Annotated in this window: 25 protein-coding genes; 5 read left to right on the top strand and 20 right to left on the bottom strand. The window is 69.5% G+C overall.

Annotated elements, in window-relative coordinates; genetic code table 11:
* Position 1: 1 nt before the first annotated feature.
* The 6 genes from purB to BMY74_RS21445 are packed head-to-tail and all read right to left on the bottom strand — an operon-like array spanning position 2 to position 4,638.
* The gene (purB, locus tag BMY74_RS21470) at positions 2 to 1,420 is read right to left on the bottom strand and encodes an adenylosuccinate lyase (RefSeq protein ID WP_089918699.1); all 1,419 of its coding nucleotides are present in this window, start codon (positions 1,418 to 1,420) and stop codon (positions 2 to 4) included.
* A gap of 25 nt (positions 1,421 to 1,445) precedes the next feature.
* Positions 1,446 to 2,213, bottom strand: a complete 768-nt coding sequence (locus BMY74_RS21465) for a hypothetical protein (RefSeq protein WP_089918698.1) — start codon at positions 2,211 to 2,213, stop codon at positions 1,446 to 1,448.
* Entirely contained in the window at positions 2,210 to 2,743 is a 534-nt protein-coding gene (locus BMY74_RS21460) for a SigE family RNA polymerase sigma factor (RefSeq protein ID WP_089918696.1), read from the bottom strand. Before BMY74_RS21460 ends, BMY74_RS21465 begins: the two co-directional genes overlap by 4 nt.
* A 57-nt stretch (positions 2,744 to 2,800) precedes the next feature.
* Positions 2,801 to 3,382, bottom strand: a complete 582-nt coding sequence (locus BMY74_RS21455) for a TetR/AcrR family transcriptional regulator (RefSeq protein WP_089918694.1) — start codon at positions 3,380 to 3,382, stop codon at positions 2,801 to 2,803.
* 27 nt (positions 3,383 to 3,409) lie between these two features.
* Positions 3,410 to 4,099 carry a hypothetical protein gene (locus BMY74_RS21450; protein ID WP_089918692.1) on the bottom strand — a complete coding sequence of 230 codons (690 nt, stop codon included), beginning with the start codon at positions 4,097 to 4,099 and terminating at the stop codon, positions 3,410 to 3,412.
* 20 nt (positions 4,100 to 4,119) lie between these two features.
* The gene (locus BMY74_RS21445; protein ID WP_089918690.1) at positions 4,120 to 4,638 is read right to left on the bottom strand and encodes a SigE family RNA polymerase sigma factor; all 519 of its coding nucleotides are present in this window, start codon (positions 4,636 to 4,638) and stop codon (positions 4,120 to 4,122) included.
* 183 nt (positions 4,639 to 4,821) lie between these two features.
* Here BMY74_RS21445 and BMY74_RS21440 point away from each other — a divergent pair, with 183 nt between their 5' ends.
* Complete coding sequence (locus tag BMY74_RS21440; RefSeq protein WP_425434850.1) at positions 4,822 to 5,763, top strand: threonine aldolase family protein; 942 nt, start codon at positions 4,822 to 4,824, stop codon at positions 5,761 to 5,763.
* 1 nt (position 5,764) lies between these two features.
* Positions 5,765 to 6,361: an HAD-IA family hydrolase gene (locus BMY74_RS21435; protein ID WP_089918689.1), complete on the top strand. Its 597-nt coding sequence runs from the start codon at positions 5,765 to 5,767 to the stop codon at positions 6,359 to 6,361.
* On the opposite strand, the gene BMY74_RS21430 is transcribed toward BMY74_RS21435, so the two are convergent.
* The 9 genes from BMY74_RS21430 to BMY74_RS21400 all read right to left on the bottom strand — a co-directional run bounded on the left by BMY74_RS21430 (position 6,305) and on the right by BMY74_RS21400 (position 13,189).
* On the bottom strand, positions 6,305 to 7,030 hold the full coding sequence (locus BMY74_RS21430; protein ID WP_089918687.1) for a potassium channel family protein: 726 nt from the start codon (positions 7,028 to 7,030) through the stop codon (positions 6,305 to 6,307). The two genes, BMY74_RS21435 and BMY74_RS21430, sit on opposite strands and share 57 nt — an antisense overlap.
* 39 nt (positions 7,031 to 7,069) lie before the next feature.
* Positions 7,070 to 7,219: a hypothetical protein gene (locus tag BMY74_RS45140; protein WP_177229852.1), complete on the bottom strand. Its 150-nt coding sequence runs from the start codon at positions 7,217 to 7,219 to the stop codon at positions 7,070 to 7,072.
* A 56-nt stretch (positions 7,220 to 7,275) separates the two neighbouring features.
* Positions 7,276 to 8,406, bottom strand: coding sequence for a pyridoxal phosphate-dependent aminotransferase (locus BMY74_RS21425; RefSeq protein WP_089918686.1), 1,131 nt, complete (start codon positions 8,404 to 8,406; stop codon positions 7,276 to 7,278).
* 54 nt (positions 8,407 to 8,460) lie between these two features.
* The gene (locus BMY74_RS21420; protein ID WP_245786274.1) at positions 8,461 to 9,627 is read right to left on the bottom strand and encodes a transglycosylase SLT domain-containing protein; all 1,167 of its coding nucleotides are present in this window, start codon (positions 9,625 to 9,627) and stop codon (positions 8,461 to 8,463) included.
* A gap of 1 nt (position 9,628) precedes the next feature.
* On the bottom strand, positions 9,629 to 9,883 hold the full coding sequence (locus BMY74_RS44260) for a hypothetical protein (protein ID WP_143091654.1): 255 nt from the start codon (positions 9,881 to 9,883) through the stop codon (positions 9,629 to 9,631).
* 185 nt (positions 9,884 to 10,068) lie between these two features.
* On the bottom strand, positions 10,069 to 10,791 hold the full coding sequence (locus BMY74_RS21415) for an ESX secretion-associated protein EspG (RefSeq protein ID WP_342717553.1): 723 nt from the start codon (positions 10,789 to 10,791) through the stop codon (positions 10,069 to 10,071).
* A 38-nt stretch (positions 10,792 to 10,829) separates the two neighbouring features.
* Positions 10,830 to 12,125, bottom strand: coding sequence for a hypothetical protein (locus BMY74_RS21410; RefSeq protein ID WP_089918681.1), 1,296 nt, complete (start codon positions 12,123 to 12,125; stop codon positions 10,830 to 10,832).
* 9 nt (positions 12,126 to 12,134) lie between these two features.
* On the bottom strand, positions 12,135 to 12,737 hold the full coding sequence (locus BMY74_RS21405) for a DUF3558 domain-containing protein (RefSeq protein WP_089918679.1): 603 nt from the start codon (positions 12,735 to 12,737) through the stop codon (positions 12,135 to 12,137).
* Positions 12,734 to 13,189: a hypothetical protein gene (locus tag BMY74_RS21400; RefSeq protein ID WP_089918677.1), complete on the bottom strand. Its 456-nt coding sequence runs from the start codon at positions 13,187 to 13,189 to the stop codon at positions 12,734 to 12,736. Before BMY74_RS21400 ends, BMY74_RS21405 begins: the two co-directional genes overlap by 4 nt.
* A gap of 296 nt (positions 13,190 to 13,485) precedes the next feature.
* Between BMY74_RS21400 and BMY74_RS21395 the strand changes: the two genes are divergently transcribed.
* Together BMY74_RS21395 and BMY74_RS21390 are read left to right on the top strand one after the other, a co-directional pair.
* Complete coding sequence (locus BMY74_RS21395; protein ID WP_089918675.1) at positions 13,486 to 14,679, top strand: hypothetical protein; 1,194 nt, start codon at positions 13,486 to 13,488, stop codon at positions 14,677 to 14,679.
* Positions 14,680 to 14,728: 49 nt separating this feature from the next.
* On the top strand, positions 14,729 to 15,577 hold the full coding sequence (locus BMY74_RS21390) for an AraC family transcriptional regulator (RefSeq protein ID WP_089918673.1): 849 nt from the start codon (positions 14,729 to 14,731) through the stop codon (positions 15,575 to 15,577).
* Here BMY74_RS21390 and BMY74_RS21385 read toward each other — a convergent pair.
* From BMY74_RS21385 to BMY74_RS21365, 5 genes are all read right to left on the bottom strand, one after another.
* Complete coding sequence (locus tag BMY74_RS21385; RefSeq protein WP_089918670.1) at positions 15,567 to 16,475, bottom strand: ADP-ribosylglycohydrolase family protein; 909 nt, start codon at positions 16,473 to 16,475, stop codon at positions 15,567 to 15,569. The two genes, BMY74_RS21390 and BMY74_RS21385, sit on opposite strands and share 11 nt — an antisense overlap.
* On the bottom strand, positions 16,472 to 17,728 hold the full coding sequence (gene purD / locus BMY74_RS21380) for a phosphoribosylamine--glycine ligase (RefSeq protein WP_089918667.1): 1,257 nt from the start codon (positions 17,726 to 17,728) through the stop codon (positions 16,472 to 16,474). Before purD ends, BMY74_RS21385 begins: the two co-directional genes overlap by 4 nt.
* A 16-nt stretch (positions 17,729 to 17,744) precedes the next feature.
* Positions 17,745 to 18,725 (bottom strand): TAXI family TRAP transporter solute-binding subunit, encoded by a 981-nt coding sequence (locus BMY74_RS21375; RefSeq protein WP_245786272.1) that lies wholly within the window; start codon positions 18,723 to 18,725, stop codon positions 17,745 to 17,747.
* On the bottom strand, positions 18,712 to 20,601 hold the full coding sequence (locus tag BMY74_RS21370; RefSeq protein ID WP_089919094.1) for a TRAP transporter permease: 1,890 nt from the start codon (positions 20,599 to 20,601) through the stop codon (positions 18,712 to 18,714). The genes BMY74_RS21375 and BMY74_RS21370 overlap by 14 nt, the downstream gene beginning before the upstream one ends.
* Before the next feature lie 125 nt (positions 20,602 to 20,726).
* Positions 20,727 to 20,987 (bottom strand): UBP-type zinc finger domain-containing protein, encoded by a 261-nt coding sequence (locus BMY74_RS21365; RefSeq protein ID WP_089919092.1) that lies wholly within the window; start codon positions 20,985 to 20,987, stop codon positions 20,727 to 20,729.
* 29 nt (positions 20,988 to 21,016) lie between these two features.
* Between BMY74_RS21365 and BMY74_RS21360 the strand changes: the two genes are divergently transcribed.
* Positions 21,017 to 22,564 (top strand): Na+/H+ antiporter, encoded by a 1,548-nt coding sequence (locus BMY74_RS21360; protein ID WP_089918666.1) that lies wholly within the window; start codon positions 21,017 to 21,019, stop codon positions 22,562 to 22,564.
* Positions 22,565 to 22,627: the final 63 nt, after the last annotated feature.

Raw genomic sequence — 22,627 nt, 5'->3', positions numbered from 1 at the left:
ATCACAGGATCGGCTCCGGCTCGTAGGCCGGGTACTTGTCGACGACCGCGGCGACCTGCTCCACGACCGACGCGACCTGCGCCGACGCCACGCCGGTGAACGACAGGCGGTCGGCCAGCAGCGCCTCCAGGGCGGCCTTGTCGAGCGGCAGGCGCTCGTCGGCGCCGAGGCGGTCCAGCAGGTCGTTCTGCGCGAGACCCTGCTCGCGCATCGCCAGCGCGACGGCCACCGCGTTCTCCTTGATGGCCTCGTGCGCGGTCTCGCGGCCGACACCCGCGCGCACGGCCGCCATCAGCACCTTCGTCGTGCCGAGGAACGGCAGGTAGCGGTCCAGTTCGCGGGCGACGACGGCCGGGTAGGCGCCGAACTCGTCCAGCACCGTCAGGAACGTCTCCAGCAGGCCGTCGAACGCGAAGAACGCGTCGGGCAGCGCGACCCGGCGGACCACCGAGCACGACACGTCGCCCTCGTTCCACTGGTCGCCCGCGAGCTCGCCGACCATCGACAGGTAGCCGCGCAGGATCACCGCGAAGCCGTTCACTCGCTCGCACGAGCGGGTGTTCATCTTGTGCGGCATCGCGCTGGAGCCGACCTGGCCGGGCTTGAAGCCCTCGGTGACGAGCTCGTGGCCCGCCATCAGCCGGATGGTCTTCGCGACCGACGACGGCGCGGCGGCGAGCTGCACGAGCGTCGAGACGACGTCGAAGTCGAGCGAGCGGGGGTAGACCTGGCCGACCGACGTGAGCACGCGCTCGAAGCCGAGGTGGCCCGCGACCGTCTGCTCCAGCTCCTGCAGCTTCTCGGGCGTGCCGAGCAGGTCGAGCATGTCCTGGGCGGTGCCGACCGGGCCCTTGATGCCGCGCAACGGGTAGCGCGAGATCAGCTCGTCGAGGCGGGAGAACGCGACCAGCAGCTCGTCGGCGCCCGTCGCGAAGCGCTTGCCCAGTGTCGTGGCCTGCGCGGCCACGTTGTGCGAACGGCCGGCCATCACCAGGTCGGAGTGCTCGGCGGCGAGGCGCGCGAGGCGGCCGAGGACGGCGGCGACCTTGGAGCGGATCAGCTCGAGCGAGCGCAGCACCTGCAGCTGCTCGACGTTCTCGGTCAGGTCGCGCGAGGTCATGCCCTTGTGGACCTGCTCGTGGCCCGCGAGCGCGTTGAACTCCTCGATGCGCGCCTTCACGTCGTGCCGGGTGACCCGCTCGCGCGCGGCGATCGACTCCAGGTCGACCTGCTCCAGCACGCGCTCGTAGTCCGCGACCGCCGTCGCCGGCACCTCGATGCCCGCGGCCGCCTGGGCCTTGAGCACGGCGAGCCACAGCTGGCGCTCCAGCACGATCTTGTGCTCGGCCGACCAGAGCGTCGCGAGCGACGTGGAGGCGTACCGACCTGCGAGGACGTTGGCGATGCGGGGCTTCGTCACGCCCTCAGGTTAGTGCACCCGGCCGTCACTCCCAGGCGATGACCGAGTCCGTGGTGAGCGCTGTGAGCACGTCCACACCCACCGGGATGTTCTGGCGGATGCCGTTGCCGGTCGACGGGTTGCGCGAGTAGCTGGAGATGATGACCGACCTCCTGCCGTCCACGAACGTGCGCATCGACACCGCCTTCACCACCTCCGAACCGTCCCGGAACTCGGCCTCGGTGACGACCGAGCCGTCGTTCTGCCGCACGTCCCGGCAGAAGAGCGCCGTGCCGGAGTTGCACAGCTGGCCGGGCGAGATCGCCGAGCCCGTGGTGACCAGCAGTGCGGTCGGCCCGATCGCGTCGGTGAAGTAGACGAAGCCGTAGAGGTCGTCCGAATCCTGGGACGTGCTGACGGGCTGCAGCGGCATCTCGGGCTTCAACCCCGGCCCGCTCCAGTTGAAGCTCCCGTAGACCTCCTTGAACTCCGGCCGCTGCCGCTGCAGCCGGTCCGCCAGCGCGTCACCGATCTTCTGGTGGCGCCTCCTGTCCGGCGTCGACGGCGTGGCCGACGGTGCGGCGCTCGTCTGGGTCTCCGCGCCGAGCTGGCTGTCCCGGTCGCGCGGCAGCAGGCCGGGCAGCGCGAACGACGCCACGGCGATCACCGCCGTAGCCACTCCCACAGCGACCAGCGCTCGGCGACGACTTTTTTTCTGCTCGACCCGCCTGATCAGGGTGTCGGGGTCGAAGTCGAGCGGCGGCTCGTCCCAGACGGCCAGCAGCATTCCCTCGCGGATCTCCTGCTCACTCACGACGCGACCCTCCCCGAACTGTTGTCGAGCTTCTCCACGATGGTGCGCAGTGTCGCGAGACCGCGCGCCGTCTGGCTTTTGACCGTTCCCTCGGTGCATCCCATCGCCACCGCCACCTCGGCGACCGACAGGTCCTCGAAATAACGCAGCACGAGCACCGCCCGTTGCCTCGGGGGCACCTGCAACAACGCGGTGTGGACCAGTTCGCGGGCCCACAGCTTCGCGCTGGTCGTGTCGGGGTCCACGGTGGCGTCGGCCGCGTCGGGCAGTTCCCCGTCCCGCTGCTCGGCTCTGCGCCACGGCCTGCGCTTCTCGTCGAGCCACGTGCGCAGCAGCACCTTGCGGGCGTACGCGATCAGGTTGTCCAGGTCCTTGATGCGCTTCCACGCCAGGTACATCTTCATGAGGCTCGACTGCATCAGGTCTTCGGCTGTGTGCCAGTCGCCACAAAAGAGGTACGCAGTACGACGCAAAGACGCGGCATTGGCTGCCGCGAATTCACGAAAGCCCTGTTCATCGGCCTTGCGCATGCGATCCCCTCTCGCGTCCTCACCCAGGGACACGCGTCGGAGGAACGCGAGGTTGCATCACTCGTGACGCGAAAGGGCCGAACGGAGCATCCTGCCCGCCACGCCCCGCGGATCGGACTTCAGCTCGATGAACGAGTTGACCACCGAGCCGTCCACCAGCGCGATCAACTCCTCGACCCGCTCGCTGCCGACCTCACGGCCGGCGCGCGCGAAGACGTCGGTCACCAGCACGCGCAGCTCGGTCGACAGCTCGCGCATCAACGGCCGCAGGTACGGGCGGCGGCCGGTCGCGACGAGGCGTTCGTAGCGCAGCAGCACGGCCTCGACGTCGGTCGCGTCCTCCCCGACGAGCAGGTCGAGGACGAACTCGACCAGCGCGTCGTCGGTCATCCGCTCCTGGATCGACGAGAGCCGCCGCCGGAAGCTCGCGAGCTCGCTGCGGCCGTGGAACTCGACCGCGGCGGTGATCAGCTCGTCCAGCGAGTCGAAGTAGTACGTGGTCGACGCGAGCGGCAGACCGGCGCGTTCGGCGACGGCGCGGTGCCTGACCGCGTCGAAGCCGCCCTCGGCGAACAGGCCGGACGCGGCCTCCACGAGCGCCTGCCGCCTGCGCTCACCCTTGGGAGTTGCTGCCGTCATAGTCGCGCCAGGGTACTCGGCGGACGATCAGAACCTCGGCGCCAGTGCGTCGGCGAACCGCTGGGCCTGGCCCTTCAGCTCACCGTCGCCCTGCGTGAAGACGTAGAGCTCCTGCCCACCGGTGGTCCTGACCCTCGCCGCTGCGGCGGGCGCCTCGAACGGCTGCGGCGACACGATCGCGGTGATCGTCAGCCCGTCGATCGTGAACGCGGCCGCACGGGCGTCGGGCGGGCAGGTCACCGCCGGCGCGACGGCGTCGTTCGACGAGACGGCGGGACCCGGTGAGACCGAAAGCTCGGCGGCGAGGGCGTCGGCGAGCTCTCGGTCCACACCTGCGCAGCCCTGCACTGCGCTTTCACCGGCCGAAGGGCCGGTGCTCCCCGGCGCCGACTTCTCCCCCTGCGTGGAGTCGTCCTTGCCGGTGAAGTTCGTGGGTGGCGCTTGAAGCGCGGTCATCGGCGATTGTGCACCGTTGTCGTTCTGCTGCCCACCCTCGGCGCTGGTCGAGGTGCTCTCGCCCCCGCCCGTCCAGCCGTTGGCGGCGAAGATCCCGCCGAAGCCGAGCACGACGACCAGGGTGGTGCCGGCCGCGATCGAGTTGCGCCTGCGCAGCGTGGCCTTGCGCGAGGCCGTCCGCACGTCGCCCGCGTCGAAGGACGCCGGTGGCGCGTCCTGCGCCGCGTCGCGGAACAGGCCCGCGAGCTTCTGCTCGTCCATCTACGTCCTCCTCTCGCCGGTCACGACGCCGGTCGCAGGTCGTCGATGGCGTCACCCAGGGCTTCCCTGAGCGCCGCCAGCCCGCGGGCGGTCTGACTCTTCACAGTTCCTTCCGAGCACTTCAGCGTCTCGGCCGTCGCCGTGACGTCCAGGCCCTCGAGGAACCTGAGCACGAGCACGGCCCGTTGCCTCGGCGGGACTCTGCGCAGGCCCTTCAGCAACGCCTCGCGGGTCGCGACGGTCTCCCCGATCTCGGTGTCCGCGACCGGGGCCTCGGGCATCTCGTCGGTGAACTTCTCGCGACGCCACGGACGGCGCGACTCGTCGATCACCGCGCGCACGACGCTGCGCCGGACGTAGGCGTCCAGAGCCTGCTTGTCCCGGATCTTGCGCCACCTCCTGTGCAGTGCCACGAACGCGGTCTGCGCGAAGTCGTCAGCGCGGTGCCAGTCGCCGCACAGCAGGTATGCCGTTCGGCGCACGGCCTCACGGCGAGCCACGAAGTACTCCGCGAACTCCTGCTCGTCGCGCTGATCCACGCGGACTGCTCTCCGCTCGTTCCTCGAGTTGCACTGACAGGACGGAAACTGCGGCACCAACGGTTGCACGAACCCGCGGGGAGAGCTACATCACCCCCTCGGTCGTTCGCCCGATGTGATGTGATCGAGCTCGTGACCCCCATTGACCTGCGCTCGGACACCGTCACCAAGCCGGACGAGGAGATGCGCCGCGCGATGGCGGCGGCCGAGGTCGGCGACGACGTCCTCGACCACGACCCGACCATGGCCGCCCTGGAGGAGCGCGTCGCCGCGTTGCTCGGCGTCGAGGCCGCCCTGTGGGTCCCCTCGGGCTCCATGGGCAACCTCATCGCGCTCTTCCTGCACCTGGCCCGCGGTGACCGGTTCCTGGCTCCGCTCGGCGCGCACGTGCTCGACGCGGAGCTCGGGACCGCCGCGTGGCTGGCCGGCGGCATGCCGCACGCGCTGCACTCGCTGACGCCCGAGGCCGTGGTCGCGGCCGGCGGCGGCGAGTCGCCCTACTACGGGCTGAAGACCACGTTGCTGAGCCTGGAGAACACGCACAACGCGTCCGGCGGCACGGTGACGTCCGCGGCCGACCACGCGGCACTGGTGGCGGCGGCCCGGTCGATCGGGCTGGTGGTGCACCTCGACGGGGCACGGCTGTGGAACGCGTCCGTCGCGCTCGGGGTGCCGCTGACGTCGCTGACCGCCGGCGTCGACACCGTGCAGGTGTGCCTGTCGAAGGCGCTCGGGGCGCCGGTCGGGTCGGTGGTGGCCGGGTCCGCGTCGTTCGTCGCCGAGGCGCGGCGGGTGCGCAAGATGCTGGGCGGCGGGGTGCGCCAGGGCGGGGTGCTGGCGGCCGCCGGTCTGGTCGCGCTGGACCGGATCCCGCGGCTGGCCGACGACCACGCCCACGCGTCCTCGCTGGCCGCCGGGTTGCGCGAGCTCGGGTGGGACGTGGCCGAGCCGGCGACGAACATCGTGCTGGCGTCGGTGCCGGACCTCGACAAGACGCTGCTCGCGCTGGGCGAGGCCGGGGTGCTCGCGAGCCCGATGGCGGGCAAGGTCCGGTTCGTGACGCACGGCGACGTCGGCTCGTCCGACGTCGCCGAGGTGCTGCGCCGCGTGCGGGAGGGTGTCTGAGGTGCGCTGGATCGTGTTCGACTTCGGCGAGGTCATCAGCCCCCGCAACCCCGCGCTACCCGCGATCGCCACGCGGCTCGGCGTCTCGCTGGAGGCCTTCGAGGCCGCCTACTGGGACCGTGACGCCTACGACCGGGGCGGGTCGGACGCCGCGTACTGGGCGTTGATCGGGTCGTCGCTGGGGCGGACGTTCGACGACGACGAGGTGCGGGAGCTGACCGCTCTCGACAACGCCGGGTGGCTCGACGACCCGGTGGTGGAGACGGTGGCGCTGATCGAGGACCTGGCCGCGCTCGGCGTGCCGCTCGCGCTGCTGTCGAACGCGCCCGCGACGTTCGCGCGGCTCGCGGAGAAGATGCCGTGGGCCGAGCACTTCCAGCACCTGGTGTTCTCCGGCGACCTGGGCTCGGCGAAGCCCGACGCGGCGATCTGGCGGCACGTGGAGTCCGTGATCGGCTCGTCGGACGTGCTCTTCTTCGACGACCGGCAGTCCAACGTGGACGGCGCACTGGCCGCAGGCTGGGACGCGCGGCTGTGGACGTCAGCCCTGGCTGCGCGTGCCGAGCTCCGCGCGGAGTTCGGCGATCTCCGCGCGTAGGTTCCGGAGCTCCTGCGCGGCCTCGAGCTCGGCGTTCTCGACGCCGCGCAGCTTCTCCAGGAGCCAGCTGGCGATCGTGCCGGTGATGACACCGAGCAGCGCGATGCCGCCGACCATCAGCAACCCGGCGACCAGCCTGCCCTCGCCCGTGACGGGGTAGCGGTCGCCGTAGCCGACGGTCGACATGGTGGTCAGCGTCCACCACAGCGCGTCGCCGAACGTGGTGATGCTGGCGTTCTCCGCGTGCCTTTCCGCGTCCAGCACGGCGAGGCTCGCACAAAACGCGACGATGGCCGTTACGCCCGCGACGTAAATGCTGACCCGTTGCCTGATCTTGTGCTGGAACTTCTTGTTCAGCAACGTCATGACCGTGATCAACCGGAGCACCCTGAGCTGGCGCACCATCGGCAGAACGACCGCGGCAAGATCGAACAGATGCGTTCTGAGGAATTTCAGCTTGTCCTGCGCGAGCGTCAGCCTCGTGGCGAACTCGGCCGCGAACAACGCCCAGACCAGCCACAACGCGATCTCCAACGGCACGTGCATCGGCCCGTGGTCGTCGAAGACCTGCCACGCGTAGGCGGCGAGGAACACCACGGCGAGTGCCGTCAACGGCCACTCGACCTTTCGTTCCCACCGCTCGAGGCGGGCCTCGTTGGCTAGCAACACCGCCTCATGGTGAGCGGTGCGATCTCATTTATCCAGGGGTCAGCGCTTGGATTTGATCGCACCGTAAGCCGCGGTGCCTGCGAGGAGTAGTCCTCCAATCACAGCGAGCCAGAAAAGGCCTTTCACAACGGCTCCGACGACGGTCAGCACGATCCAGATCGCCACCAGCCACCCGATGATCGCCCACATGGGATCCCCCTTCCTCCGCTCTGTGAACGTCCCGGTGCCCTGTTTTGTTGCTCGTCTCAGAGCCAGGCCTTGAGACGGCGCAGGGCCTCCTCGACGTCCTGGGTGGAGCCCGCGAACGACATGCGCACGAAGTGGTGGCCGTCGACGGGGTCGAAGTCGATGCCCGGCACGATCGCGACACCGGTGTCGTCCAGGAGCTTCTGGCAGAACGCCATCGAGTCGTCCGTGAGGTGCCGGACGTCCGCGTAGACGTAGAACGCCCCGTCCGCGGGCGCGAGCTTGTCGATGCCGAGGTCCGTGAGGCCTTCGAGCAGCAGGTCGCGGTTGGTCCGGTAGCGCTCGAGGTGCCCGGCCGTCTCGGCGTAGGAGTCCTCGTTGAACGCCTCGACCGCCGCGTACTGCGCGAGCGCCGGCGGGCACAGCGTGAAGTTGCCCGTCAGGCAGTCCACGGCCCTGCGCAGCCGTTCCGGCAGCAGCATCCAGCCGAGCCGCCACCCGGTCATCGCGAACGCCTTGGAGAAGGAGTTCACGACGATCGCGTCCCGGCTGGTCTCCCAGGCGCAGTGGAGCGGTTCGCCGTAGCTGATGCCGTGGTAGATCTCGTCGCTGACCAGCTGGACGCCGTTGCGCTCGCACCACAGCGCGATCGGCTCGACGTCGGCCGTCGTGCCCGTCGGGTTGGCGGGGCTGGCCACGATCACGCCCTTGAGGCCCGGGTCGAGCATCTCCACGGTGGGCTGGAAGCGCGTCTCCGGCCCGCACGGCAGTTCGACGACCTCGCACCCCAGCGCCTTGAGGATGTTGCGGTAGGCCGGATACCCGGGCCGGGCCAGCGCGACCCTGTCGCCCGCGTCGAACGCCGCCAGGAACGCCAGCGTGAACGCGCCGGACGACCCCGTCGTCACCACCACGTCGTCCGCCGACACGTCGAGGTCGTACTGGCGCCGGTAGTGGCCCGCGATGGCGCTGCGCAACTCGGGGATGCCGAGCTGCTCGGTGTAGCCCAGGGAGTGCGCGTCGAGGGCCTTCGCCGCGGCCTCGCGCACCGGGCGGGGCGCGGGGCTCGACGGCTGCCCGGCGGCCAGGGAGATCACGTCGCCGTGCGTCCGCTGCCTCTTCGCGGCGGCGGACAGCACGTCCATGACGTGGAAGGGCGGGACGTCTGCGCGGGCGGCCACGGTCAGCATGCCGCCAGGCTAACTCGCCCGCGGCGGTGTGCCCGGCGGGTTTCCATCACACCCCTAGTAGCCCTGGTAACCGCCGCCCTGCGCCATCGCCTTCAGGCCTGGGTGGCCCTCGAAACCGCCGTAGCGCGAGAACGTGTACCGCACGCCGGCGATGATGTTGTCGACCGGGTTCCAGATGTCGTCGTGGCCGGGCAGCTTGTGGGCGTTGAACGTCGAGTCGATGCACTGCATCAGGCCCTTGGAGGGCGTGCCGGCCTGGGCGTTGGAGTCCCAGAGGTTGATGGCGTGCGGGTTGCCGCTCGACTCCTTCTCGATGATCTTCCAGATCTCGTCGATGTTCTCTTCCGTGACGGGGATCCCGTTGGCCTGCAGGATCTTGATGGCCTCGCGGATCCACTCCTGCACGTTGCCGGGAGGCGGGCTGCCCGAGGGCGGGCCGCCGCTGGAGCCGAGGCCGCCCATGCCACCGCCCTCACCGCCGCCTCCGCCACCGCCTCCGGATGCGCCGCCACCGCCACCGCCGCCGTGGTTGGCGGTCGCCGGTGCGGGAGCGGGTGCGGGCTGCGAGTCCGTTGTGGACGAAGCCTTGGTGGACTCGTCGGGTGGTGCGGCCGGTGCCCACTCGACGGGCTTGCCGGGCGCGGGCGTGAACGACTGGCTGTTCGGGTCCTCGAGCGACGAGAACTTCGGGGACAGCGCGCCGGGGCGGCCCTTCAGCGTGCCGGCGGCGGCGTTTACGGCGCTTTCCGCTTGCGCGACAACGGGTTGCGCGTCGCCGACCCCCTCGGCGCAGTAGCCGCGGATGACGCTGTCGACGTCCTCCTGGGGCTGGCCGTGCAGCTGCTGACGGGCCTGCCGGGCGCGGCTCAGCACGGTCTCGCAGATGCGGCTCATCGAGGACTTCGCGGTCTCCAACGCGGTCGCGGCCGCCTCCAGGTCGGCCGCGGCACCGTTGAGCGCTTCCGCCATCGAGGTGCCGCACTTCGCCACGTTCGCCATGTAGGCGACGAACCCGTCGGCGGACGCACCCTCCCAGGCACCGTCGAGCTGCGCGACCGAGCGCTGCAGGACGTTCGTCTGGTCGCCGCACTTGCCGGCCGCCTGCTTCCAGCGGTTCGCGATGTCGCGCACGGCCTGCGGTTGCGCGGTCTCCACCTTGTCCGCGAGCGCGGCCAGTTCACCGCCGCCGGGCAACGCCGCGACCTCGTCCATCGCGCTCACGTCAGACCGCCCTCATGGAGTTCTTGTTGACCTCTTCGACGTCCACGACGTTGGTCTGGATCGCGTCGAGCGCGCCTTCGACCTTGCGCAGCACCTTCTCGGCCGCGTCGAACTCCCGCGCACCGGCCTCGTCCATTCCGGACACGGCACCGGAGATCGCACCCGAAGACCCGAGTTTTCCGAAGATGTCCGAATTGCCGTACTGGCCGGAAAAGCCGTCGCCGACAGCCCCGAATTGCCCGGCCTGACTGCTCACGGTAGTTCGGCACTGTTCAATGGCTTCGGCGTTGAACCTCGTAGGAGCCACGCGCCTTACCCCCTCAACGTCTACTCGCCGACCCTAGAACGAATTGCGCCGACTGGTGCGCGAATTCGCTCGTTCGAACGACGATGCCCGCCCGTCGAATGTTCGACGGACGGGCACGCGCGGAGGTTCCGTGATCAGACTTCCTGGAGCAGCTCCCAGATCGAGCCGGCGAGCCGGTGGTTGTCGACGGGCGTGATCGTGCACCAGTTGCGCCCGTCACTGCTCGGCTTGAGCTGACGCAGGTACCGCCCGTTGTGCGTGTCGTGGAAGGAGACGACGCGGTTCGCCCGCCGCCCGCCCCGCTGCACCCCGAACTGCCCGCGCGTGGACATGCCGTCGAGCATCCCGGCGAGCTCCTGCGCGTCACCGAGCCGCATGCCCCGCCGCTCCAGCGTGGTGATCATCCGCTGGGCGTCGAGCCCGACGTCCTTGGCAGCAGCCACCAACTCGTCGTAAGGCGCGCTGATCGACCGCCCGAACCCGGCCGGCATCTCCCCGGCGACCGACACGGCGGCCTCGGCCAGCGCCGTGCCACGAGCCTCGATCAACCACATCTCGTCGCGGTCCTGCACGGCGAGGATCGCCTCGTCCCCGATCGCCGCCGCCAGCCCGCTGATCTGCCGGTCGGCCCAGATCCACAGGTCGATCGCCACCTGGTGGTTCGCCAGCAACGCGAACCCGTCGGCCAACTCGGGCACGACCCGCCCGTTGCGGGCGAGCCCACGAGCCTCCAGCGACTCCCAGGCCCGCTTCACCACCTCGGCCTTCTCGGTGTGCGTGACGGACGGGATGCGCGTGTCGAGCGCAACGTGCGCGGCCGGGAGGCGCTGAGCCTCCCAGACCACGGCGAACTCCACTGTGGACAGAACCACAGAACCAGGCGCGCTCAACGGATCTACTTGTCCTTCGGGTCTTCGCCGATGACGGACTGCACCACCATGCGGTCGTCACCGAACATCTCGTCGGAGTCGACGCCGTACTTGCGCACGTGCTCGCCGTCCTCCTCGCCCTCGCCCCTGGCAGCGCTGGCAGCGGGCGACATGAGCGACCCGGCACCCTTGCCGGCCACCCCACCCTTGCCGGCCGCGGCCGCGGTGCGGCTGCCTTCGGGCCCGACACCGCTGGCACCACCGGGCGTCATCGCACCGGGTCCCTTGCCGGCGGCCCCGGTACCGCCCGCTCCGGCGCCACCCGCGCCAGCACCGCCGCCTGCTTTGCCTGCGCCGATCGTGCTCGGTGCGCCCTTCGGTCCCGACGGCGCGATGGCGGTCTTCGGGGCCTGGCTGGGCCCGCGTCCGCCGCCGACGACCTGGGCACCGCGTGCACCGGCCGTTCCGCCGGCCAGACCCGCGGCCGCTGCCGCTGCGGCGGCCACGCCGATGGGCGGGGCGCCGAAGGGCTTGGGGAGGCCTGGGCCGGTGGCGATCGGGGTTCCGGTGCCCGTGCCGGGGATCACGCCGGTGGAGTTGCCGGGGATGCTCGGGGTGGGGGCGCCTGGGGTGCCCGTGAAACCCGGGGTTCCTGGGGAACCCGGCGAGCCGGGGAAGCCGGGGCCGCCCGGGATGCCGGGCGTGGCTCCTGTGCCGGGGTTGACGGTGGGACCCACGGCCGTGGGAGCGGCCGCGCTGGCGACCACGATGTCCGGCGGCGGGTTGGGCGTGCGGAAGGAGTCGATCGCGCTCTGGCTGTTGGACTGGTAGCCGTTGAGGCTGTCAATGGCCTGCTGACGGGCGGCGTTGGTGGCCGCGACCTCTTGGGCGTGGTCGGTCTCGATGCCGAAGAAACCGCCGACCTTGTCCCCGAAGTTCTGCTCGGTGTCGCCACGCAACGTCTGAGCCGAAGGCGAACTGTTGCGCGCGGTGCTGGTGCTCTCGCCCTGCCGGGACATGGCGTCCGAGTTGACGGTGGTCGCTTCACCGGCGTCGTTGAAGCCCTCCGAGGTGACCTTGGTCTTCTGCTGGCCCGCCTCTCCGGCCGCGCCACCCCAGTCGATGCCCAGAACCTTCAGCTGATTGCGCAGCTCCTTGTCCACGTCCTCCAGGCTGCCCGCCAGGTTGCGGAGAACGTCCGACGCAGCAGCGAACTGCCTGGACAGTTCACCGCTGCCGGAAGCCAGTTTCTGGACTTCCATTGCGAGCTGCTGGTTGCTCCAGCCGTCGAAGTTCCAGTCAGTGAGCCGTCCACCCGACATGTTTCCCCCTCACTTCAATGTCTTGAGAGTCTCGACCGCGAGCTCGGCAGCCTTGCCGGCCTTGTCGCACATCTGGTCCTGCGAGTCACCCTTCTCCGTCCCCGGGTCGTAGCTCATGTGGAGCTGCTGACCTTCGGCAACGTCGACCGTGACACTGCAATCGACACTGTTCGTGCCCGTGAAGTTGAGTTGGGCGGCGCCGTACCCGGCCACGGTGACGACCTTCGCGTCCACGTTCCCAGAACCGCTGAGCCAGAACGGCACGCCCTTGGTCGTCACCAGGACAACGGTGTAGGCATATTTGAGGCCGTTTTCGTAGAAGCAGCCAGGCGCTTTTCCGAAGTCGTTGACCTCGATCTGCTCCGGCACCGCTTCAGTGACCTTGACGGAAGCCATCTGAGCCGCGGTGAGCAGCTTGCAGGCATCGACGCCGTTGAGGGTCAGCTCAGCCGGGCGCTTCGGCAGTTCCTTGGCGGAGCCCGACGTACCCGAGGTAGAACTACTGCCTCCCGACGTGGGACTCGGCTTGCCTTGCTCACCGCTGCCCGTGCACGCGGTGGCCGCCATCAGGACGGACGCCGCGGCGATGACTTTGAGGAAGGACTTGCTCACGTCGTCTTTCCGAACACAGTAGTGATCTCTTCCTCGGTGAAACCGTATTGCTTTGCCGATTGCTGCAGCTGCGCCGACAGCTTGTCCAGGGTTTCGACGTACTGCTCGATTCGGCCGACGTAGGAATCTTCATCGGTCATCAAGCGGCGGTTCCACAGACCTGAGATATCCGCACTGACGATTCCTGAGGATTCGCCGACGTGCACCTGGAGGTCGCGTTTGGCCGAACGCAGCGCCCTGTTCAACACCTCGGCCTGGTCTTGGATGATCAGGCCCGCTTTCAGCACGTTGTCCTTGTTGACGTGGAACTTCTGGCTCGACGCACCGGCCATGATCCCGTCGAGCGCGCCCGACGCCGCCCGGAACATGCTGACCGCGGCTCCGACCGCGCCCCCGGCCGCTGCACCGACGGCACTGAGAGCGGCATCCGCCCCCGCGCTCTCCTGTGTCACGTCCTACCCCCGTACGGTTGGTAACGGTTCGGTCCCGCTTCGCAGGCTACCAACGCCCACGTAAGACGTACCTGTAGTTGGACGAAGACCACCCCTCGTTGGTTCCACGTCACTCTGCGTCCCGTTTCCACTGGCGGCGTGCCGCGATTCCGGTAGCTTCCGCGAGTTGGGGGAGGAACGCACGCGACCACCTGGGGGAATGAGTGCACGGCCCACAACAGCCATACCCGACGCACGGGTATCCGCAGCCTTATCCGTTTCAGCAGTACCCGCCGCCGAAGAAGAAGCGCACCGGATTGATCGTTGTCGCGGTTCTCGCGGCGGTGGTGCTCGTGGGTGGCGGGATCACGGCGGCGATCTTGGTCAAGGGCGGCGGCGAGCAGGCCGTGCCGGAGCCTGAGGCAGCTGACAGCGGGGTGATCGCGCAGGAGGTCGACGCCGAGCCGGTCGAGTACGGCGATGTCGTGGTGATCGACGCCTGCACGGTCATGCCCGCCTCGCTGCTCGAGGAGGTCGGTTTCCGGGACGCTGCTCACGGCTGGCACAGCCAGGTTTACCTGCCGCGGTCGGTGCCGGTGGCCGACGCGACCGTCAAGCCCCAGAGCGACGCGATCTCCATGTGCCTGTACGAGTCGACGGCGGAGGGCGGGATCGAGCGGTTCACGCTCTCCGTTCGCCAGCCGCCGTTCAACCACATGGGAACGGCAGGTTATGTCGGCAAGGACGACACTCCGGTGACCGTTGCCGGGCTCAAGGGGTCCGTGAGCCCTGGTCTCTCACCGGACAGCTTCGACGCCAGCCTCGTCAGTGCCGACGGCAAGGCACAGGTGAACCTCGGTGCGTCGCGCATGGGCAACGTCAAGGAGATCACCGATCCCAAGGCGACGTTCATGGTGCTCTTGGAACGGGTGGCGGCGAACTTCGCGAAGGGGCCGCAGGGTCGTACGACGCACGTGCACACGGGGCGGTACGCGAGTGTGCCGAACGCCTGCGAGATCTTGAGCAGTGAGCGCTTCCAGGAGATCACGAGCAGCAAGGACTCCGGGGTGGTCGAGGCCGACTACTACGAACAGGAAACCGCGGACAGGTTCGAGGACACCAGCCTCTACTCGAACCTGCAGGAGTGCAGGCGGCTGTCACCGGAGTGGTGGGACGCGGGGAACCGCGGTCAGCGCAAGGCCTTGAAGATCAGCCTCCGCACCTACCGGGACGCTGGGATGGCGATCAAGGACGCGCAGGACTGCAACCCCGACTCCCCGTCGCGCAAGGTCACCGGTGAGGCCGCGATGAGTGCGGAGAAGATCGGTGACGGAGCGGCCTGCAGTTATCTGCAGGGTGACTCACCGACCATCTCCTTCCTGGCCGGACGCACGCAGGTGCGGCTCACGGGCTACGGCGATTGGGCGCCCGACGATCCCAAGGCCTACGTCCAGGCCTTCACGCCCATCGCGCAGAAGCTGGCGGACGAGGTGCGCAAGGCGATCGGATAGGGCACAGCAAGTCGGGTGCGAAAGCGACCACCCTCCTAACGTTGAACACGTGCTGGAACGACTCAACGAGGCCATGGCCCGCATCGAGGACGACCTCGAAGGCGAGGTGGACGTCAAGCTGCTCGCACGCATCGCGGGCACCGGCGAGTACCACCTCAGAAGGATGTTCAGCGCGCTGGCGGGGATCCCGCTGAGCGAGTACATCCGGCGGCGCAGGCTCACGAAGGCGGCGAACGAGGTCCTCAGTGGACAGAGTTCGTTGCTCGACATCGCCGTCAAGTGGGGCTACGGGTCCAACGAGGCCTTCGCGCGTGCCTTCAAGGCCATGCACGGCGTCGGGCCTCAGGAGGCCAGGGCTTCCAAGAAGGCGTTGCAGTCACAGCAGATTCTCACGTTCAGACTGGTTGTGGAGGGGAGTACGAGCATGGAGTACCGGGTCGTCGAGAAGGACGCGTTCCAGGTCGTCGGTCGGGGGACGCGGGTGCCGTTGGTGCACCTGGGGATGAACCCCGCGATCGTCGAGTTCGTCAAGGGCATCGGGATGCCTACGCTCGACAGGATGAAGGCTCTGAGCGACGGGGAGCCGGGCGGGATGCTGGCGCTCACGTCCAACCAGGAAGGGAACCAGGAGGGCGACATGCTCGACTACTTCCAGGGCGTGGTCACGTCGAAGGAGGCGCCGGAGGACATGGAGACGCTCACCATCCCCAAGGGCACGTGGGCCGTGTTCACGGCTGAGGGGCCGTATCCCGAGACCATTCAGTACATGTGGCGTGACGTGTACACGCAGTGGTTCCCGTCCAACAGCTACGAGAGTGCGGAGGGGCCGTCGATCCTCAAGACGGAGATCGACGGCGACAACGCACGCGCGGAGTTGTGGATTCCCGTCACCAGCTGAGGACGAGGCGTTCCATCACGTCTCGCAGTTCCAGCACGGAGAGCCACTCCGAGGGAATCACGTCGACACCATCCCGGGCGCCCAGGATGTTGCCGCAGATCGACCCCGTCGAGTCGCTGTCGCCCGAGTGGTTCACGGACAGGCGCAGTGCGGACGGGAAGTCCGGCGCCACCAGTGCGGCGTGCAGGCCGATGGCGAGGGCCTCCTCGCCCACCCAGCCGCCGCCCAGTTCGGAGGCGATCTCCTCCGGGGTCAGCGGGCCGAGGCCCATCACCTTGTCCAGCAACGAGGTCTGCTCCTCGTGGCCGTCCCAGCGGACCAGCTCGGCGCGGGCTGTGCCCACGGCGGAGACCAGGTCCTCGCCTGCCAGCAGTTGCTGGACGATCACGGCCAGCGCGCCTGCCGACAGGTAGCCGCTGGGGTGGTGGTGCGTCATCTGGGCCGTGCCCACGGCCAACGAGAACACCTCGCGCACGTCTGACGACCAGACGGCGACCGGGGCCGCGCGCATCACGCCGCCGCAGCCCTTCGAGTCGTTCTTCTCGTTGTGCTTCAGCGCGGTGATGCACGTGTGGCCCGGCGCCCGCCGCGAGTGCAGGCGCTGGTCCGCCATCAGCCAGCCGTCGTCGGCGACCAGAGGGCCGCCCTGCGTGTGCAGCCAGCGCCCGTAGGCGGCCCGCACGGTCAGCAGCGGGTCCACCCCGAAGTTCCTCGCCAGCACGAGGCCTTCGAGGGTGAACAGCACCATCTGGGTGTCGTCGGTGATCTCCAGCGAGGGGAGGTCGACGAGGCCGGCCGGGCCGTGCTGGTGGCGGATCGTGTCGATCGAGGAGAACTCGATCGGCGCTCCCAGGCCGTCACCCACGGCCCCGCCGAGCACGCACCCGAGGAGGCTCACGGCAGGACGATCTTGCCGTCGACCGCCTTCGAGGCGATGTCCGTGCGGTGGTGCGAGCCGGTGAGGTGGATGTCCGCGACGCGCTTGTAGGCGCGCTCGCGGGCCTTCGCCAGCGACTTGCCGGTGCCCACGACCGACAGCACGCGGCCGCCCGCCGAGACCACGGCGCCGTCCTCGCGGCGGCGCGTGCCGGCGTGCAGGACGCCCTCGACCTCGGAGCCGGTGATCACGTCACCGGTGCGCGGGCGGTTCGGGTAGCCCTCGGCCGCGACCACGATGGTCACCGCGTAGCCGTTCTCCCACTCCAGGGCGGGCAGCGAGGAGAGCTTGCCGGTCGACGCCGCGAGGAACAGCGCGGAGATCGGCGACTTCAGCAGGGCGAGCACCGACTGCGTCTCCGGGTCGCCGAAGCGGCAGTTGAACTCGATCACCTGCACGCCGTTCGACGTCAGGGCGAGGCCTGCGTAGAGCAGGCCTACGAACGGCGTCTCGCGGGCGCGCAGCTCGTCGACGACCGGCTGCACGCACCGCGTCACGATCTCCGACACCAGGCCCTCCGGCGCCCACGGCAGCGGCGCGTACGCACCCATGCCGCCGGTGTTCGGGCCGGCGTCGCCGTCGCCCACGCGCTTGAAGTCCTGCGCCGGGATCAGCGGCACGACGGTCTCACCGTCGGTGACGCAGAACAGCGACACCTCCGGACCGTCCAGGAACGACTCCAGCAGCACCGGGTGGCCGCCGTCGAGCAACGTCATGGCGTGCGCGCGGGCCGCGGCCAGGTCGGACGTGACGACCACGCCCTTGCCGGCGGCGAGGCCGTCGTCCTTCACGACCCACGTCGGGCCGAAGCGGCCCAGAGCGGCGTCCAGGCGGGCCGGGTTGTCCACGACCTCGCTGTGCGCCGTCGGCACCCCCGCTGCGTTCATGACGTCCTTGGCGAACGCCTTGGACCCCTCGATGCAGGCCGCGGCCTTCGAGGGGCCGAAGCACGGGATGCCGAGGGCGCGGACCGCGTCCGCGGCCCCGACCACCAGCGGTTGTTCGGGGCCGATGACGACGAGGTCGGCCTTCCACTCCTTCGCGAGGCCGGCGACGGCCTCGGCGTCGGACACGTCCACGCCGTAGATCTCGGCGTGCCCGGCAATGCCTGCGTTGCCTGGCGCGCACGCCAAAGCAGTCAGTTGCGGGTCGCGCGACAACGCGAGGACAAGGGCATGCTCACGGGCTCCAGACCCGATGACCAGGACGCGCACGAGGCCCCAGAGTAGTTCAGCCCAGCGCCTGCTTCGCCCCAGGGTGCAGCGGGACGGGGTCGGAGGCCGACGCCTTGTCCTTCGAGATGTCCTTCACGGCCGGGTGGACCTTCTCCAGGTCAGCCTTCTTGTCGAAGATCAACTTGGTGACCGCGCAGGCGTTGTTGGCCGCGAAGTCCTCGCGCACGAGGAGCAGGTTCGGCACCACGATCGTGGGAACCTCGGCCACCCCGTAGGTCGCCGCCGGGATCGGCGCCGTGTCGTACACCGGGCTGATCTTCTTCATCTCCGGCAGCAGCGGGGTGATGTCGATGAGCTTCACCCCGCCCTTCATCGACGTGGTGATGTCCGTGATCTGCGGCGTCGGCAGGCCGCCCGACCAGATCAGGCCGTCGATGCTGCCGTCCTTCATGCCGTCCGCGGTCTTGGTGAGGTCGAGGCGCTGGGCCTGCACGTCCGAGTCGATGTTCAGCCCGGCCGACTTGAGCAGGCGCCCGGCGATGACCTCGGTGCCCGACTTGGGCGAACCGGTCGAGATCCGCTTGCCCTTCATGTCGGCCACGGAGTTGATGCCGGAGTCCGTGCGCACGAGCACCTGGGTGTAGTTCGGGTAGATCCGCGACAGTGCCGCGACCTTCTCCTTCTTGCCCTGGAACGCGCCCGTGCCGTTGACGGCGTCCGCGGCCGTGTCGGCCAGCGAGAACGCGATGTCGTACGTGCCCGCGACGAGCTGCTGGATGTTCTGCACCGACGCGCCAGTCTCGGCGGACGACGCCTTGAGCTTCGAGTTGTCGGAGATCAGCTTGGCCAGACCGCCGCCGACCACGAAGTACACGCCACCGGAGTTGCCGGTCGCGATCGTGATCCGGCCGTCGGACGCCTCGCAGGACGCACCGCCGCCCGACGCGTCCGGGGTGGTGGGTGTGCGCTTGCCGCCACACCCGGAGACGGCGAGCGCCAATGCGATAGCGCCGATCGCGTACTTATGCAGCTTCACGAACCCTCCCACGGGTCACCAGGTGTACCGCTACGGCCACCACGAGGAACCCGGCCCCGATGGCGATCGTCAACGGCTGCAGGTAGAGCAGGAACAACGCGGCCGGCACGCACAGCAGGCGTTCCGGCCAGCGCGCGGGACCGAACAACCAGCCGCCCGTCAGCACGGCCAGGGCGGCCACCCCCAGCGCGGACGCCCCGAACGCCCACACCGAGTCGAGCAACGGCCCGCGCAGCAGCAGCGAGGAGCCGGCGTCGGTCAGCACGAACGCCAGCGGCACGAGGAACGCGGGCAGCGTGTACTTCCACGTCTGCCACATGGTCTTCATCACGTCGCCGCCGGTCAGCGCCGCCGCGGCGACGGCGGCGAGCGCGGTCGGCGGGGTCACCTCGGACAGCACCGCGTAGTAGAAGATGAACATCGCGGTCTCGGCGGGCTCGACGCCCAGCGTGATCAACGCCGGCCCGATCACGACCCACGAGATGATGAACGACGCCGTGACCGGCACCGCGAGCCCGAGCACGGACACCGCGACGGCCGCGAACACGGCCGTCAGCATCAGCACGACCGTCTCCGAGGACGCCATCGCCGAGGCCAGGTCCACCAACGAGCTCGCAAGCGCTTGCCCCAGCCCGGTCTTGGTGATCGTCGAGGTCACCACGCCGGCCGCCGCGCACACCGCGATCACCGGGAACGCCGACCGCACGCCGACCGACAGCGCGTCCGCGATCAGCCGCGGCCACTCCCGCCGGTGGTTGATCAACGCGAACAGCGCGGCCACGCCCGTCGCGTACACGACGGCCTTGTAGACCGGGATGCCCAGCGCCAGGAACACGATGATGATCCCGAGCGACAGGAAGTGGTACCAGCCGAGCTTCAGCACGTCGAGAAACCGGGGCGCGTCCACGTCGACCGGCTTGGCCCCGAACCGCCGCGCGTCGGCCTCGACCGCCAGCGCGATGCCCAGGTAGTAGAGCAGCGTCGGGACGATCGCCCAGATCAGCACGTCGAGGTACGAGACCTTCAGGTACTCGGCGATGATGAACGCCGCCGCGCCCAGCGTGGGCGGCGACAGGATCGCGCCGATGCCGGACGCCGCGAGCAGCCCGCCCGCGTTCTCCTTGGGGTACCCGGCCTTCTGCAGCATCGGCCAGGTCACGGCGCCCAACGAGACCGTCGTCGCCGTGCCGGACCCCGACACCGTGCCCAGCAGGAAGCCCGCCGTCGCGGCCGTGCGACCGGGAGCGGTCCGCGACTTGCGGAACGCGGCGAAGCTGATGTCCACGAAGAACTTGCCCGCGCCGGACGCGTTCAGCACGGCGCCGTAGATCGTGAACAGCACGATGTAGGTCGCCGCCACGTCGAGCGGCGTGCCGTAGAACCCACTGCCGTCGTTGAAGAACCCGTTGATGATCTGCGGGAAGTCGACACCGGAGTGCGAGATCGACCACGACGGCGGCAGGAACCCGCCGTAGTAGGCGTAGAGGACGAACGCGACGCACACCACCGGGAGCACCCAGCCGGTCGTGCGCCGGCAGGCCTCCAGGATCAGCACCAGCAGCACCGATCCCGCGATCACGTCGAGCGTCGTGAGCTGGCCCTGGCGGTTCAGGAACTCGTCGTAACCGCCGAACAGCGGGTACGCGCCGACCACGAACGCCAGCGCGGCGAGCACCCAGTCCCACCACGGCGGTGTGTGCCCGCGGCCGTAGGCGAGGAACACCAGCGGCAGCGTCACCGCCAGGAAGATGATCAGGTAGTACTGGCTTCCCTTGGAGAACGGGAAGAACACCTGCTTGAGCACCAGGAGGGCGATCAGCAGGCCGGCGATCCACAGCGCCCGCTCCCACCGGGGTGAGAGCGAACGCGACGGCATCTCCTCGTCGTGCTCCGCGACGATGCGGGCGAGGTCCGGGTTGGCCACGGACCGACCGTACTGTGGGGCCGATCACAGCCCCAGGGGATCAATCCAAAGGAACTGCAAAGACTCGGACCGCGTGCTCAGACGATGGCACCGTCCACATAGCACCAGCGCCAGTTCTCGCCCGGCTCGACCGAGCGCATGACCGGATGCTGGGACGAGCGGAAGTGCGCGGTCGCGTGCCGGTGAGGGCTCGAGTCGCAGCACGCCACGTGCCCGCAGGACAGGCACATCCGCAGGTGGGCCCAGTTGCGTTCGCCCAGGGCGAGGCAGTCGACGCAGCCCTCGGTGGACTCCGGCACGACCGACGCGGGCAGCGCGCGCACGTGCGAACAGGTCATGGCTTCCATCATTACGCAAAATAAGCGTCATGGTCGGGCCTGAGATCCTGCTGCTGCTCCTCGGAGCGTTGGTCGTCACGGCGGTCGCGCGCCGGTTGAACTGGTCGGCGCCGCTGGTGCTGGTCGCCGTCGGTCTGGTGGTGTCGTTCATACCGGGTGTGCCGGAGTTCGAGCTCGACCCGCACCTGATCCTGCTGGTCGTGCTGCCGCCGCTGCTCTACAGCGCGGCGCTGGACAGCTCGTACCTCAACATCCGCGCGAACCTGCGGCCGATCGGCCTGCTCGCGGTCGGGCTGGTGCTGTTCACGACGCTGGTGGTCGGGGTCGTGGCGAAGATGGTCTTCCCCGACCTGCCGTTCGCGGCGGCACTGGTGCTCGGCGCCGTCGTGGCACCGCCGGACGCCGTCGCCGCCGTGGCGATCGGGCGCAAGCTCGGTCTGCAACGGCGGGCTATGACGTTGCTGGTCGGGGAGAGCCTGATCAACGACGCCACGGCGCTGACCGCGTTCAAGGTCGCGGTGGCGGCCGCGGCGGGCGCGGCCATGCACCCCGTCGAGGGAGTCGGGTTGTTCCTGCTGGTCACGGCCGGCGGCATCGCGGTCGGACTGGTCGTCGGCGTGGTCGTCCGGTTCCTGCGCAGGCGGCTCTGCGAGGGCGTGCTGGAGAGCGCGCTCGGGATGCTCGTGCCGTTCGGCGCCTACCTGCTCGCCGAAGAGGTCGCGCACGTGTCCGGTGTGCTCGCGGTCGTCGTCGCGGGCCTCTACATCGGCCACCACTCGCCGCGCGGCACGTACACGACGCGGCTGCAGGACGCGGCGGTGTGGCGCGCGCTGGACGCACTGCTGGAGGCGTTCGTCTTCGCGCTCATCGGGCTGCAGGTGTCGGCGATCATCCGGGACGTCGAGCTGGACGCCGCCCTGCTGCTCGGCGCCGGTGCCGTGCTGCTCGCCGCGATCCTCGCGAGGTTCGTCTGGATGTACCCGGCCACGTACATCCCGCGCTACCTGTCCAAGCGCGTGCGCGAGCGGGAACGACCGCCGCACCTCGGCCAGGTGACGGTGATCGCGTGGGCCGGCATGCGCGGCGTGGTGACGCTCGCCGCGGCGGCCGCGGTCCCGGAGAACGTCCCGGGACGCGACATCATCCTGTTCTGCGCCTTCGTGGTGACGGTCGCGACCTTGCTGCTGCAGGGCCTGACGTTGCCGTGGGTCATCAACAAGATCGGTTTCGAGGGCGACGACGCTCGCCAGGACGCGCTGGCCGAGGCGCAGGTGCAGCACCGGGCGGCGCAGGCGGCGGTGACGAGGCTCGACGAGGAGATCGCCGACGTCCCCGACCACGTGCGCGACCAGCTGCGGTCGCTCGCCGAGCACCGGGGCAACGCCGCGTGGGAACGGCTCGGGCGCCAGGACGAGGAGAGCCCGGCGGCCGCCTACCGCAGGCTGCGCCGGGTGATGCTGAGCGCCGAACGTGACGAGTTCGTCAGGGCCAGGGACAAGGGCGAGATCGACGACGAAGTGCTGTTCCGGGTGCTGCGCGAACTCGACCTGGAGGAAGCCGCACTGTCCCGTGAGTAACCGTTCACCTGCATTTCGTGTTGCGATGCTTGGGTGCGCTCTCAACACGAACTGGGAGGTCGA

This window comes from Lentzea albida, assembly GCF_900111005.1.
Lineage (GTDB): Bacteria > Actinomycetota > Actinomycetes > Mycobacteriales > Pseudonocardiaceae > Lentzea > Lentzea albida.
Note: the sequence above shows the minus strand (reverse complement) of the source record. Positions and strands in the feature narration are given on the sequence as shown.